Raw genomic sequence first — 15616 nt, forward strand, 5'->3', positions numbered from 1 at the left:
ACAGCCTTTGAGCATTAATAAATTAGGGGCTGTAACAAAACCTTGGTTTTGTAGCAGCCCCTAATTATTTTTTTTTCGTTTGTGAACAAGAGCTTATTTTCTTCTTGCCCAATCTGCAATCCTTCTTGCTCGTGCAACAGCCGGTGCAAATGATGTTGTTGCCAATAGTAATATGACAGGTAAATACTGGATGATATAGCGACTTCTTCCGCCTTCAAAAAGTAAGAGGAAGATAAATCCTCCTACAAGCGAGAGCTTCAAGAAGTCTCTAAATTTCCAATTTTCATAACCCAATGCAATAATGCTGAGGATACATATCCACCATGCTTGAGCCATGAAGCGAAAATCCGCAATATTGTTTCCATATAGATAGATGAAATTTTTTAATTTGCCACTGATTGTTTTTGTCGTTGGTTTTTGGTTTTCTCTGAAGAAATGACCTTCTTTCAACCAGCCGAAAGTCCCATCTGCAGTGTTATTGCTCTGTTTTTTAACAATGAACTTGAGATATCCAAAGGCACCAAGTTGCTTTAAGCGTCTAAAAAGCATTTTCTTTGAATACTCGGTCTTTTGTTTTTTTGTTGGTAATACAGCCATTTCAAGGGCCTGATTTGCATCATATCCACCATCACCATACACTCCCATTGACATGAAGTGAATAGCAGGAATTGAACGCCAAGCTTGAATCTTTATGTATCGCTGTTCATCGATGGCGTTACCTGTTATCTTGTAGGTTGAAAGAGCTGATCCACTAATTATACTTAATAATATAACTATTTGAACTAGTCGTAGAATGGAAAAGTGTTCTTTTCGAACTGTCAAACTTAATAGTTCAATCAGGATCATTGCAATCACAGGAATTATTGCTGAAGGTTTTATGAAATAGGCGCAAATAATTGTTAAACCAAATAGTATAGCAGCAAGTGTTTTAAAAATAAAGTGTAGATTTTTCTTTATCATGATGCAATAGCATAGAATGAATAAAGAAACCAAGGGCAATGACCAAGCATCAGTATACGGCATGATGATGCTTGGGAAGAATAAAAGCCAAGCGCAATGCATGTAGATTGCAGTTCCTAGTGCTTTACGTCTTATAAGGGCAACACATAAAATATTGAGGATGGCTGATAGATCGACTAAGATTAGAGTAATGTAATCAAAAAATATCCATGAAGAGTATCCAGTCTGAACTATGATCCAGCGCATTAGCAAAGTAATTGGTAGATTGTTGCGGTTCAAGCTATAATAAGCAGCAACATTTGGTTCGAGAACATGTTTTGGGTTAACTGCTGCATAGTGCAACATACCAGCATCGAATCCACTGACTGGATGCACATAATATACGAACAAGATTTGTAAAATAATAATTAAAAGGAAAAACAATGGAGCAGTAATATATTGTTTCCTTAAGAAAATAAAAGAAAAGCTGTTCTTTACCTTTGGAAAAACTATAATAGAAACAATTAATGCAATTATAATGATAATTGCATAAGTAGTTAACCAGGTTGTACTTGTTCCAAAAGTTGAATTATCACCGAGAATGATGTTTGGCGATGTCCATGCAAAATACAGAGTCATTGCAAATAGAATTCTCCAGAAAATATTAATAATTTTATATCCTAGATTATGTATAGTATTCAAAGAAGTGCCTCCAGAATAAGTTTTTTAAAATTCATGGTCATTAGAAAGATTCTTCTTAATTATAATTGCTAGACATAAGATTAGTGAAGATAATTTTTTGTTTTTCATCAAACTGTTACATTTAGTACAGATAGAGTGGGAATTTAATTAGTAATTATTGTGATGTTTTATTAGACTTTTCTGTTAGACGGGTTATCATTAATACATTTAAGAATTTTTGGGTGGTTGAATATAAAATGTTAGAGATACTTATTTTAGGATTTATAGTTCCACTTATTACAATCTGTTTTTTATTTTGTAAATATTATTTTTTTAAAATATACGTGGTTTCCTTAGAACATCAGGTTTGGGCTTATGTCATCTTTTATTTTTTCTTGGGAGCCTTTTATTTCGTCGTGGGAAGTCTTACTTATTTCTATCTTGAAATTATTTGTTTTCAATATGTGGTTGGTATTACTGCATTTTTTCTTGATGGAAGATATCGAGGATATATGGCATTTGTCTTGGTACCACTAGTATTAATAGCTGTAGAGTATGTCAATGGAGTATACTCAGCAGCCACAGTTGAATATTTTTTCTGGTTAATGATTGCTTCTATTGCATTTTGCGAGTTAATCAATTTTCTGAATGATATTGATTTGTTTTCGAAGTATGCAGCTTCATTAGTTGTGACAAATATTGTTTCTCCAATTCTAATAAGTTCTGAGTGGAGGACTTATTTTGGAATGAGTACAGATAATGTCTATCTGCCTATTCTAATTGGATCAGTTATTATTTTGTGGTTTGTTTATGGCTATTCTGCTGCATTGCAACGAAAAGAGGTTCAAATACTAGAACTTAGATATGAGGCGACTTATGATGGTTTAACTGATTTACTGAATTATAATTCCTTTTCTGATTATGTGTCATCTGCTGATAATAAAAAACCAGAGCATCACGTGGCAGTTATGATGGATATTGATAATTTTAAGCAAATTAATGATAGTTATGGCCATTTAGAAGGGAATAATGTCATTAGATTTTTTTCAACCAGTTTAAAAATTTTCTTTAACAAAAACTTTCCTCAAAATGCTGAAGTCTATCGTTTTGGAGGAGAAGAGTTCTGTGTCTTATTCAAAGAAAAAGATATCAGAGAATGTTTTGAATTAATGTTGCGTTTTCAAGAAGATTTGGCATCAAAGAGTTTTGTAACAGATAAAAATGAAATAGTAAAAGTTACCTTCTCTGGGGGAGTTACCGAAGCGGATGAATTTACTGAGATTAAAAAAGCGGTAAAAAAAGCTGATATGGCACTCTATTTGGCCAAAAAAACTGGTCGTGGTCAGATTGTCTGTCCAGATTGTGAAATTTAATGATGATCTCAATAAAATGAGAATCGCTAAAGTGTTAAATTGAACTGAATTTTAAATTTAGCTTGTACTATTGGTAGTGCTCAAATTATAATGTTTAAAGGGTAGAATGTTTAGTTAAAGGGGATTAACGATTGAAAAGATGGGGTTTGGGGATAATAGTTATCCTGTTTGGTTCGTTGTACGCACTATTGGCGACTAACCAGCAAAATAAACGACCAGCCAATGGACAACAAGCTAATAATTCAACTATTGTGGCCAAAAAGAAGCTGGAAAACCATAGTGCAGTTCTTCCTGTACAAAGTGGTAATAAATTGGCAACACAATCCGCTATAATTAGTAATGGACAATCAAGTGCAGATAAGTTGGTAAGTAGTGTGGCAGATCAAGGTGACAGAACAACAGTTGCTGGTCTGTTGCTACAAAAAACAGGAGAAGTTTTGCGCAAGCAAATAGTGTACGCTAAAAATTCGGTTGAAGATATCAAGCTTTCTACAGATGAAGAAGGCGATTTTTTTGCACACTTGTTAAACAATCAGAAATACACATTGTTTACTTCTGATGGAGTACAGCTTGGGAGTATTACGATAGGTGACACACAGCAGGTTGATAATGATGAAGGCATAATTGAACTTGGTAGAACATTTAGCGGTCAATCTTCATCAAATTATGTTCAACTTAAATCAGATACTATCTACTTTTTAGAATCTGAAGTTTTTGGAGCGACTGCTAATCAAGTTATTGTTAAAGGTAGCCAAGATGTTTATGTTGGTGATGTAGTACTCGCAGATCAAGGACAAAATCATTCGGGTGCAATTGCTATAAAGGTAACTAGTGTACAACATGAGAATGATAGAACAATTTTAAATGGTACAAGCATAACCATGACTTCACTGTTTCAAGAGATTCATTCTGGAAGTTATGGAGTTTTTGGTACAATGAGAATTTCGCCAAATACACAGATTGCAAAATTTAATCAGAGTAGTGACAGTTTAGCAGTCAATGATGATCAAGGCAATAATTTCAATGTAACGTTAGATATGATCCCTTCTTTGGCTGTTAATTATTCAAATGCGCACGGTATGAAGCAAGTAGCGGCATCATTTAGGATAAATGCTAAGATTCAAGGAAGTATTAGGGGAAATGGTGCTCATTTTGCAACTTATAATCTTGGGGATGCAACCATCTCGACTGATATTCCTTTTATCACAGTGAATGTACCGCTAACTTTAACTTTAGGAATCCAAGCAAATAACAGTACCACTGTGAATGTTATGGCTCAATATAATTCCAGCATGAACTTGCAAATGAATGCCGGTGAGTTGACAAAGTCTGCTAGTCATAGCGTGACTACTGATTTGTCTGGAGGTACTCCTCAAAGTATCAGTTTAGGTGTAGGTGTTGCTCCAGCTATCTCAATTGCAGGGGATAATCTACTTACTGTAAAAAACAATTTGGGTTTTAATGACAAAATAGATGCTGATTCAAATGAAACACAAGATAGTTATTTTAATGCTGAGATTGGCAGCTCACTCTTAGACAAGACATATAGCTTTAATGAGGGAGAACCACTTTTCAGAACTGCTAGAATGCAGGTTAATACAGATACTTCTGCAGCAGTGAACGAGCTAACCTTGGAACCAGGTGAAACAAAGATATTATATCTTCCAGAGTATGATAAAGAAACGGATGCGGTAATCTTTGAGAAACAGGGACCGATTACAGTTACCAAATTATCAAGTGGAGCATATAAGGTAACTGTAGAAAAAAATGCAACTGCTGGAAATACAGCTAACCTAACATTTATGTCTTCTGCTAATGGTCATCTCTTCGATAGTAAAGCAAAAATTGCTGTTAATGTTGCTCAAGCAGCTAACGGCAGTATTAGTGGTTATATATCAGATGTTTCGCAAAAAGTAGGAATAAAAAACGCAAGAATAACATTGGTTAGTTCAACAACAGGTGCGACTTATACCGCGATTTCTGATGATAATGGCAAGTACACAATTACACTTCCAGAAGGAAATTATCAAAGCATGGTTGTTACAGCAAGTGGCTATAAGACGGTGAGTGCGAAGACAGTTAACATTGATGCAGGTGAAACAATAACTAATATTGAACTTTCTGTGGATGATATCATTCTTCATGGAATTATTAAGAATTCAGTGTCCGGAGAGAATATTGCCGAAACAAAATTGTATTTTAGGCAAGGAGATAATAATCCAACAGGAGAATTGGTTGAAAGTGCAACGACTGCTGCAGATGGCACGTATAGTCTTAATCTGCCTGTAGGAGATTACACGGTTGAAATAACAAAAGATGGTTTCGTGACAAGCTTTAAAAACATTACCATTACTGCGGGAAATGAAAACATAGAATTTGATGGATCATTATCTTCAAATGAAAGTATATCCAGTTCCTAAATGGTTGATCGAAAGAATTTGAGTACTAATTCGAAGTTACAAGGAGAACTTTGAATTATGGAACACATTTATACGGAATAAATAGAGAGGTTGAGTCAAAATTTGACTTTTGGTCACCTTCATTTTGATGAACCTATGTTTTGTTGAAAAAAGTAGTATAAGAAAAAATTAAATTTATAGAATTGCTTAATATTTGTTTATGTAAATTTATAAAAGATGTATAATCTTATTGAAAAATAATCAGCTTATGATTTTTTGGGGCCGTGTAAAGGGTGTGGTAGCGGAAATGGTTAGTTCTTTGTTTGTCTTGATATCAATTTCTACATTGATTGTTGGTTTTATATACGAACTATATGTACTGAGTGAAAGTGAAGATATGAAGAAGGTTAATTCATTTTTCAAGTATGGGACAGTAATTTTTTTATTTGTCGTACAAGAGTATTTTATTGTCTACATAACGTATAATGCGGTCGGTTTTGTTTGCTTTCAATATGCAATATGGATCGCAACCTTCATGATTTCGCGAAAATGTGCATTGATTACAGGAATATTTACACCAATTGTTATCAATTTGTTTTTATATAATATTGGTGAGTTTTCAATTATATTTTGTGTATTAAGTGTCTTGTCTGTATTGACTATCTTTTTATTGATGGGCGCTTTCTTAAACAAATCTTTTACTATTCAATTCTATCGTTATAGTGGGACTTTGCTTTTTATTAGTTTATTAACCATGAATCCAGCAACAAAAGATTTTGATATTCACTTTTACACTATAGCCAATGTGTTGAAGGTATTAATGGGATGTTTATTGATAATCTGGTTTTCATATATTTTTTTTAGGGAGATTAAGCAGAAGAAACGAAGAATAAGTGAGCTAGAATATATGAAGTCTCACGATAAATTAACCGGTCTTTATAACTATCGGGAGTTCACAAAAAATTTAAATATTATAAATGAAAGTTCTGAGAAAAACTATATAACGATAATGTTGGATATTGACGACTTTAAGAAATTCAATGATGAATTTGGACATAATGAAGGAAATGGTATTCTTCAAAGTTTCTCTAAAAGGTTGCATGAATATATAATAAATAATGAAACCAATGCGGCACTCTATCGTTTTGGTGGTGAGGAATTCTGTATCTTGGTTAAGGATAAGCCACTTGATCAAGTGAATGCAAAACTAGATAATTTCATTAATGGTTTACGAGAAGATAGATATAAAACAGAATCGGGAAAAGAGATCTGTGTCTCTTGTTCTGCTGGAATTTCGGATAATAATAAATTTTCGACAATTTACGAAACAGTTAGAGCGGCAGATGCGGCACTCTATCAAGCTAAAAAAGAAGGTAAAGGGCGAGTTGTTATTAATACGGGAGATAACTTTACGACAAGAGGAGTGTCAGTGAGTTCTGTGCAAGAAGAGTTATTCAGAGTATAATATTTCACAACTAGCAATTTCGGTATTAATAATAGCGAATTGTTGTAATGAGAGGCTGATTTTATGACACAGGTCTCTTACATGTGAGAGAGAAGGGCGAGAATTTATTATGCTTTGGATTATTATATTTTTAGTAGTTGCTGGTTTTTTAGCCGGTTTAATGCAATCTGTTGCGGGATTAGCATCATTAGTATCTTATCCGGCATTGCTAATCGTTGGTGTGCCACCAGTAATTGCGAATGTTACCAATACAACAGCCTTGATTTTTTCGGGAATTGGGTCATTGATTTCTTCATCCAAGGAATTGAAGGGACACTGTAAGAGATTATCATTCTTTATTGCTTTATCGCTAATTGGTAGTTTAGGTGGAAGTTATCTGTTATTACATTTACCTTCAGCATCTTTTGAAAAGGTAGTTCCTTTTTTTATCTTTGGTGCAGGTATTTTGCTGTTACCGTCTAGTCGTAAGAAAAGATTGGTTAGTGGTAGTGAGTTAAGGCAAGAAAGGGATTTGCAAAGTCCACTGAAATTGATTGCCAGTTCAATTTGCATCATTTTAGTTGGGGGATACACGGGCTATTTTGGTGCTGCAGGGGGTGTTTTATTTCTTGCAATTCTCTCGGCAATTACAGATGAAGAATTTCATATTGTTAATGCAATGAAGAATGTGATAACCTTTGCAGGGAATTTAACTGCAACATGTATTTTCATCTTTAAGTCACATATTGCATGGCACTATGTGATTCCAATGGGGGTAGGATTGTTGGCTGGGGGCTATGTGGGTCCGGTTATTGTGCGGCATGTCAATATTCATTTACTAAGAACGCTAATTGCATTTGCGGCGTTTGGACTAGCTCTTTACTTGCTGGTTGAAGCATACTGAGGATTTTGGAAGTAATGCCATAAGCCGGGAAAAATTGATTATTAATTTGAATTCTAACATAGCAGAAATATTGACTTACGAAATACATTTATTCGTGATAAATAAAGAGGCTGAATCAATTAATCTTTGATTCAGCCTTTTTTGTAATATTCTTATATGTCAGCTCTTATATGATTATTCGAAGATTGGTGTATTTGTTGTTTCAACATATTTTGCAGAGATCGGTGTTGTATAGAGTTCTTCACCGTTTTTATTAACAAAAATTCCAAGTTCTGCCAAATCGTTCATCGCTTTTTTAATGACTTCCTTGTCTAAATCGTTGTTAGCATAACTAAGACGAAAATGGTTCTTTGTCTTACCAGATTGACTTCCAAAAACCATGTCTAATTGCTTCATCCGAATTCCCCCTAATTTTTAGTTGCGATAGCTTCAAAGTTATTTTGTAACTGTTTCGATGGTAGTGAGTTTTGTTTCTGAGATTTTATCAGCTAATAAAGTATTCAAAATTGCGGTAAAAGTGGTGATTTTCTCCTCTGTTAGCCCCTCTTTCAAGTTGTTGAAAGAATGCTTGATCTCGGAGCCATCTTCACTAACGCCTGTGACTGCGATATTTGATTTAACCCATGCTTTACTCATGTAAAACACCTCCAGTTTTATTTTGTAAGTGCTGCAGCTGCTTACACCTATATAAACGAAATGAGCGGTGAAAGTGTCAACTTAATTTTATTCTTCTTAATATGGAAGGTAGCGAACCTTCGAAGAATATTGCTAGATTAGCAATTGAATGATGCTTTACTTCTAACCTAGTCTTGTTAGAAAAGTAGAATGAAAATAGAAGTTAATCTAGTTTTTAAAAATAAAATTAAATTTCTTGAAAGCAAGAAAGCGTGGCGCTTACATTGATAAAATGTATAAAAAAAGGATAATTAACTTTTGAAAACAAAATAAAAAATGTAAAACAACATTGATATGTCATAAAATCGTACATGAAATGTAGTTATAAAATTGACATTCTAAGAATATGATTATAAAATCATTAATACATCAAATGAAAGGTGATGTTTATATGAGTAGTATTTTTAGAAAAAAGAGTGTAGCGGAGCTTACAAGTGGAGCAACACCCCTTAGACGTACACTGCGCACTATGGATCTAACTTTTCTAGGAATTGGTGCCATTATTGGTACTGGGATTTTTGTTTTAACAGGTAAAGGTGCTCTAACAGCAGGGCCTGCATTGTCTCTATCATTTTTAATTGCTGCTATCTGTTGTGGATTTGCTGGTTTGTGTTATGCAGAGTTTGCATCGATTGCTCCTGTTGCTGGATCAGCATATACATATTCTTACGTAGCATTTGGTGAAGTTATTGCCTTTATTATTGGTTGGGATTTGATTTTGGAATATGCATTGGGTGCTGCAACAGTTTCAGTTGGTTGGTCAGGCTACTTTGTTAACTTGTTGGATAATATGGGAATTCATATACCAACAGTTTTGACGGCTGCTGCAGGAACAACTCCGGGTGTCAACACAGTATTCAACTTACCAGCCTTTTTGATAGTTATCTTGATTACATGGATTATCTCAATTGGGATTAATTCAACCAAACGTGTTAATGACACAATGGTTATTTTGAAGCTTGCTGTTATTGTATTATTCATTATCTGTACTGTTTGGTTTATTAAACCACATAACTGGGTACCATTTTCACCATATGGTTGGTTCTCAACACATGCAGGGACCAAGGCCGGAATTATTCCAGCTGCATCAATCGTATTTTTTGCTTTTATTGGCTTTGATTCAGTTGCATCAAGTGCTGAAGAAACAATTAATCCAAGTAAGACTCTACCACGCGGCATTTTGTTGTCACTTTTGATTTCTACAGTACTTTATATTATCATGACATTGATTATGACTGGGGTTGTTAAGTACACTGTATTCAACAAGTTCCTTAATGCTCCAATCTTGGCAGTCCTTGCTTCAACTGGTCAAACATGGTTATCAGTGATTGTAAGTATTGGTGCTATCTTAGGTATGACAACTGTTATCTTGGTTCAGCTCTATGGTCAATCAAGAATTACTTATTCAATGTCACGTGACGGATTATTTCCTAAGTTCTTTGGAGAAGTTAGTGATAAGTATAAGACTCCATTTAAGGGAACATGGTTCTTTGGTGTCATCACAGCTATTGCTGGAGGTTTTATCAACCTTAATATTTTGTCAGAACTTGTAAACATTGGTACTTTGACAGCCTTTATTCTTGTTTCCGCAGGGGTTCTGTGGATGCGTAAAACACAACCAGATCTTCATCGTGGGTTCCGCGCGCCAGGGGTTCCTGTGACACCAATTATTGCTATCATCTTTTGTTTAGTTTTAATTGCAGGGCTTAACTGGGAGACTTGGGTAAGATTCCTTGTCTGGTTTGCAATTGGTATGGTACTTTACTTCTTATATGGTCGCAAACATTCATTAATGAATTAAATATTATAGAGATAGAAAAGTAAAGCACATTAGCATATCCAATTTTTTTAAGGTACTTTGCTATGAACAATTCAAAGTTAGACGGAGAGTTTTGACCTATGGAACATGTTTATACGAAATAATTATAGAAGAGATTGGATCAAAATTTAGTTTTGGCTAATCTCTTTTTATATTGTTATGAATAAAGGAATTTGATAAGTCAAAATTATCACTATATAGCATACTTTCGTTGTTCATGACCTAATGAGACTTAGTAGGGAAATGAAATAATTAGGTATCTACACAAAAAATCTTCTCTAACTAAGAATATTATAATATACTTTAATATTAGATTGAGAAAGAGGAGAGAGTGGAATGAATAAAGACAAAGAAAAGATCTTGAGTGTTTCTATCGAGGAACGCCGAACATCATCGTGGGATATGTTTGCAACCTGGGTAGGTGCCAATGCAAACAATGGTACTTGGTATATTGGGGGAGTTCTTGCTGCGTGTGGCTTCTTTGCTGCAATGAATGTTTTAGTATTCTCATCAGCCCTATCATATGTTTTCTTATCATTGATAGGATTTATTGGATATAAAACTGGAGTTTCAACAATGGGAATCAGTCGCGCATCGTTTGGAATTCGCGGAAGTTTCTTGCCATCATTGATTAATTTTACACAATTTATTGGATGGACTGCAGTTAACACCTTTATTGCGGCTACATCTGTCAGTTATCTTTTACATGATTTAATTGGGTTGCCTCTATTCGGTCAACCTGGTGGAAACACAGGGATGTTCTTGGGAATTGCAGTAATGAGTGTTTTACATATTATCAGTATTGCAAGTGGTTCTCGTTCTGTGCAACTGATTGAACGTGTCGGAATAATTCTTGTCTTTATTTTTGTTTTTTGGGAATCAATTGTTGTTTTCAAGACTGTCTCACTTGAACAGATTGCTGCGTGGGATGTGCCAAGCAAATTCAGGATGAATGGCGGATCAGCAATTGATACAGTTGCAGCTTTTAACCTTGCGTGGGTAACGGCAGGAGCCGATTTCACACGTTTTACGAAGAAGAAAAGTGATTCAACGGTAGTTCCTTTTGCTGGAGCATTGGTGGGAGTTCTTTGGTTTGCCTTTATTGGTCTAGTTGCAACAATCAGTATTGCTGTTTCTTCAGGCGCATATGATCCGAATAATTCTGATCCAAGTGCTATCGCAAGTAAGTTAGGCCTCGGAATTATTGCATTACTTGTTATTATTTTAACCAGTATGACCGCAAATGCAGTTAATCTGATGGCAGCAGGTTCTGCACTTTCTAATGTTTTTCCTAAACTAAGTCTAAAAGTTTCTCTATGGATTGTTGCGTTGTTAGCCACAATTGTAACTTTCATTCCAATGATTTTGGGGAGTTTTTTGAATGCCTTCACTGTTTTTCTTGATTATATTGGAATGGTACTTGGACCGATTATTAGCATCATTATAGTAGATTTCTATCTTTTGAAGAAAAAAGAATATAAGGTAACTGAACTGACAAAGCAAAATGGAATATATTGGTATCGTGGTGGAATTAACTGGATTGCGGTAATCACATGGGTAATCGGAGCAGGCTTATTTTTTGTTTTACAGAAAATTAACTTTTTAAGTATCACGGTTGGAGCAACATTTATCGACATGCTGCTTAGTGCAGTATTATACTTTGCCTTAATGAAGGTTATTGAGAAAGGGAGAGATTAGATGCTAATTAGTAACGTTCATATTGATAATGAGCAGGAATTAAAAAGTATCCGAATTGAAGATGGCAAATTCACTGAAATTGATGCAAATCTAAAGCCAAAATTAGATGAAGAAGTAATTGATGGGGGAGGTCATCTTCTGTTACCTCCTTTTATTGATTCACACATTCATTTGGATGCGACGCTAACAGCAGGTCAGCCAGAATGGAACCAGACGGGAACCCTTTTTGATGGAATTAGAATTTGGTCTGAGCGCAAAAAAAGTTTGACGATTCAAGATGTTAAGGAACGCGCCCGAAAAACAATCTATCGTCAGATTAAATTCGGGATTCAACATGTTCGTAGCCATGTGGATACTACAGATCCCAACTTAATTGCCCTACAAGCATTATTAGAACTTAGGGAAGAATTAAAAGATGTTGTTAACTTGCAATTAGTCGCCTTTCCACAAGAGGGAATCTTGTCATTTCCTAATGGAAAAGAATTGTTGGAACAGGCTCTTAAAGAAGGAGCAGATGTTGTTGGTGGAATCCCTCATTATGAATTCAACCATTTTTATGGGGCTGACTCGCTCAAGTATCTAGTTAGTCTGGCAGAGAAGTATGGGACTTTGATTGATGTTCATTGTGATGAGATTGATGACCCAGCAACGCGCAATCTTGAAGTTCTCGCAACTTTAGCATATGAGTCAGGTTTAAAAAATCGTGTAACTGCAAGCCATACAACGGCCATGGGCTCTTACAATGATGCATATACTTATAAGTTGTTCAGATTATTGAAGATGGCAGACATGAACTTTGTTTCCAATCCATTAGTTAATATGCATCTAGGTGGCCGTTTTGATACATATCCGAAACGACGTGGTCTAACACGCGTGAAGGAATTATCAGAAGCAGGGATTAATGTGTCTTTTGGTGAAGATGATGTCCAAGATCCATGGAGTCCTCTAGGTGATGGAAATATGTTAGATCCAGTCCACATGGGTGTATATGCTGCACAATTAATGGGGTACGAGCAACTGCAAGCGTCCTATAATTATGTAACGTATAATGCAGCTAAAACATTGAATATCAGCGAAAAATATGGGATAAAAGTAGGATTGCCAGCGAACTGTATTTTATTAAATGGAGCGGACTTTTACAATGTGTTAAACAAGCATTCTGAGGTTCTCTATAATATTAGGGGTGGCAAAATTTTGGCAAAAACTATTCCAGCACAATCAGAGTTGTTTATCAAATGACGGAGCATTGAAAAGTTCTTTTGTTAAAAACTCATGCAATTAAAGTTGCCAAATTGTAGTCAAAGTTGCACTATAAGGGTATAGTTACTGAAAAGGAAGTGCAGATAGTTATGGTTGAGATGATGAATGCTGTTGGATATACAGAACATTTACCAATATCTGAAGAGAAGAGTCTGTTTGATTTTAAAACGGTTAAGCCAACTCCTACGGGGCACGACTTATTAGTTAAGATAGAAGCAATTGCTGTAAATCCAGTTGATATTAGTACTCGTAAAAATGAAAAAGAACAGATAGATCAGAATAATCCCAAAATTCTTGGGTGGGATGCATTGGGCGAAGTTGTTGATTGTGGTGATGAAGTTCGTTTGTTCGAAAAGGGTGAACGCGTTTTTTATGCTGGAGCAATTGATCGTCCAGGTTCTAATGCAGACTATCAGTTAATTGATGAGCGGCTTGTAGCACTTGCACCAAAAAAGTTAACACAACAACAAAGTGTGGCGATGCCCCTGACATCATTAACGGCTTGGGAAGCACTGTTTGAGAAACTCCAGATATCAAGGACTAACAAAATTGAAAACGCAAAGAAAACAATTTTGATTATCAATGGTGCTGGCGGAGTTGGATCAATTGCTACTCAACTTGCCGCTTGGGCGGGACTTAAAGTTATCGCCACAGCCTCAAGGGAGGAGACAGTGCATTGGACATTGGCACATGGTGCAGTTGACACAATCAATCATAGAATTGATATGCCAACACAATTAAAGGCAAAGGGCATCGAAGGCGTTGATTATATCCTGCAACTTAGTGATATAGATGGACACTGGACAGAGATGGCAGAAATGATTAAACCTAATGGGCGAATTACATCAATTACTGGTAATCAAAAACCACTGGACTTAGGGTTGCTAAAGCCAAAAAGTGTGACTTTTTCATGGGAATGGATGTATACCAAGTCTTTCTATCAATTACCCGAGATGATTTCACAACATGAGATCCTTGAGAAAATTTCAAGAATGCTAAATGATGGTGTTCTAAAATCAACCGTGACAGAAGTATTGCATACCGTTAATGCTGCCACGTTACGTAAGGCACATAAAATGATTGAAACTAACCACACAATTGGGAAAATTGTTATATGCAATTAATATAATTGTGCAGTGCAAAATAATGCTTGGAGGGACTTTTAATGAAAAAGGCGCTTATACTGCTGAGTTTAAAAGACACTCAATTAGAATATTTGCGAACTAAATATCCAAATGTCGAATTTACAACCGATTCTAGCGACTACATGGATGCTGAAATTATTCTCGGATGGAAGATTTCTCAGGCAGATGAATTATTAAAAAGCACAAAACTTAAGTGGGTTCAATCAAAATCAGCAGGTGTTGATTATTTTCCGTTAACTGAGTTTGCAAAACGCAAAATTAAATTGACAACTGCTTCTGGGTTGCATTCTCGCTATATCGCTGAGACTGTTGCAGCATATTTATTGATGGAAAACAGAGGGTTAAGACCTGTTATTAAGAATCCAGGTGTCTGGGATGAACCAGAAGTTTATGAGACTTCCGAGCAGACAGCATTGATTTTTGGAACAGGTAATATCGGTAAGGAGATAGCACGTTACTGTCACTTTTTTGGAATGAAAACAATTGGGGTAAACCGGCATGGGATGGATAATAGCCTAGTAACTGATTTTGATGAAGTTATCAGCATAGCTGAGTTTGAATCAGCTAAAGATAAGTATGTTGCAGATTATGTTATTAATATTATGCCAGGAACTCGAGCTACCAACGGTTTTTTTAACAGAGAGCGAATGGAAAAAATTGACTCAGGTTATTCTTTTATTAATGTCGGACGTGGCACTTCTGTAGTTACTTCAGATTTAAAAAAATTATTGGCTGATAACTATATTAAGAGCGCATATCTAGATGTTTTTGAAGAAGAACCACTTAACCCAGATTCATCGTTGTGGCATTCATCTAAGATTATAGCGACTCCACATATTTCAGGGTTAATGGCACATTTTAAGGATAATTTTCTTCCTTTATTTGATGATAATCTTGAAAAATATCTGGCGAATGAAGAATTACACAACCTTGTTGATCTGAGTACGGGGTATTAGAAGCAATCAATATTGATTTTACTAACTATTTATTGTAAAATCACATCATTCTTAATATTGACTGTGAGAGAATGAGTAATCTTCGGATTTTCACAAGAGAGTCGTGGTAGCTGCAAAGCGATGCTAGTCTGAAGGCGAATAATGGTTCTTTAGAAGTCTGAGATGGTGAGTTAGTTGCATAGAAGCAAGCCATTATCCGGTTGATACCCGTTATTAATTGATATCTTAGATATTTTTAAGGGACCAGTATGGTCTGAAGAATGGTGGTACCGCGCTCAAGCGCCCTTTCAGTTGAAGGGGCGCTTTTTTTATTTTAGAAGAAT

12 protein-coding genes are annotated in these 15616 nt (G+C 35.4%); 9 read left to right on the forward strand and 3 right to left on the reverse strand.

Annotation, left to right across the window (positions count from 1 at the left end; genetic code table 11):
• Positions 1–93: 93 nt before the first annotated feature.
• On the reverse strand, positions 94–1641 hold the full coding sequence (locus G6O70_RS07050; protein ID WP_057869108.1) for a TIGR03766 family XrtG-associated glycosyltransferase: 1548 nt from the start codon (positions 1639–1641) through the stop codon (positions 94–96).
• 395 nt (positions 1642–2036) lie between these two features.
• Here G6O70_RS07050 and G6O70_RS07055 point away from each other — a divergent pair, with 395 nt between their 5' ends.
• The 4 genes from G6O70_RS07055 to G6O70_RS07070 all read left to right on the forward strand — a co-directional run bounded on the left by G6O70_RS07055 (position 2037) and on the right by G6O70_RS07070 (position 7740).
• Positions 2037–2993 (forward strand): GGDEF domain-containing protein, encoded by a 957-nt coding sequence (locus G6O70_RS07055; RefSeq protein ID WP_162255353.1) that lies wholly within the window; start codon positions 2037–2039, stop codon positions 2991–2993.
• A gap of 131 nt (positions 2994–3124) precedes the next feature.
• Positions 3125–5413 (forward strand): carboxypeptidase-like regulatory domain-containing protein, encoded by a 2289-nt coding sequence (locus G6O70_RS07060; protein WP_057869106.1) that lies wholly within the window; start codon positions 3125–3127, stop codon positions 5411–5413.
• A gap of 229 nt (positions 5414–5642) precedes the next feature.
• Positions 5643–6857, forward strand: coding sequence for a GGDEF domain-containing protein (locus G6O70_RS07065; protein WP_057869105.1), 1215 nt, complete (start codon positions 5643–5645; stop codon positions 6855–6857).
• A gap of 109 nt (positions 6858–6966) precedes the next feature.
• The gene (locus tag G6O70_RS07070; protein WP_057869104.1) at positions 6967–7740 is read left to right on the forward strand and encodes a sulfite exporter TauE/SafE family protein; all 774 of its coding nucleotides are present in this window, start codon (positions 6967–6969) and stop codon (positions 7738–7740) included.
• 174 nt (positions 7741–7914) lie between these two features.
• Here the strand turns inward: G6O70_RS07070 and G6O70_RS07075 are convergent, their stop codons facing one another.
• Complete coding sequence (locus tag G6O70_RS07075; RefSeq protein ID WP_057869103.1) at positions 7915–8136, reverse strand: DUF2922 domain-containing protein; 222 nt, start codon at positions 8134–8136, stop codon at positions 7915–7917.
• A gap of 39 nt (positions 8137–8175) precedes the next feature.
• Positions 8176–8376 carry a DUF1659 domain-containing protein gene (locus tag G6O70_RS07080; RefSeq protein ID WP_057869102.1) on the reverse strand — a complete coding sequence of 67 codons (201 nt, stop codon included), beginning with the start codon at positions 8374–8376 and terminating at the stop codon, positions 8176–8178.
• Positions 8377–8806: 430 nt separating this feature from the next.
• Between G6O70_RS07080 and G6O70_RS07085 the strand changes: the two genes are divergently transcribed.
• The 5 genes from G6O70_RS07085 to G6O70_RS07105 all read left to right on the forward strand — a co-directional run bounded on the left by G6O70_RS07085 (position 8807) and on the right by G6O70_RS07105 (position 15293).
• Positions 8807–10216 carry an amino acid permease gene (locus G6O70_RS07085; RefSeq protein WP_057869101.1) on the forward strand — a complete coding sequence of 470 codons (1410 nt, stop codon included), beginning with the start codon at positions 8807–8809 and terminating at the stop codon, positions 10214–10216.
• 354 nt (positions 10217–10570) lie between these two features.
• On the forward strand, positions 10571–11932 hold the full coding sequence (locus G6O70_RS07090) for a cytosine permease (protein WP_057869100.1): 1362 nt from the start codon (positions 10571–10573) through the stop codon (positions 11930–11932).
• The gene (codA, locus tag G6O70_RS07095; protein WP_057869099.1) at positions 11933–13171 is read left to right on the forward strand and encodes a cytosine deaminase; all 1239 of its coding nucleotides are present in this window, start codon (positions 11933–11935) and stop codon (positions 13169–13171) included.
• Between the two features lie 110 nt (positions 13172–13281).
• Positions 13282–14316: a zinc-binding alcohol dehydrogenase family protein gene (locus G6O70_RS07100; RefSeq protein ID WP_057869098.1), complete on the forward strand. Its 1035-nt coding sequence runs from the start codon at positions 13282–13284 to the stop codon at positions 14314–14316.
• 41 nt (positions 14317–14357) lie between these two features.
• Positions 14358–15293 carry an NAD(P)-dependent oxidoreductase gene (locus G6O70_RS07105; RefSeq protein ID WP_057869097.1) on the forward strand — a complete coding sequence of 312 codons (936 nt, stop codon included), beginning with the start codon at positions 14358–14360 and terminating at the stop codon, positions 15291–15293.
• Positions 15294–15616: the final 323 nt, after the last annotated feature.

Origin of the sequence: Liquorilactobacillus hordei DSM 19519, from assembly GCF_019443985.1 — a bacterium.
Lineage (GTDB): Bacteria > Bacillota > Bacilli > Lactobacillales > Lactobacillaceae > Liquorilactobacillus > Liquorilactobacillus hordei.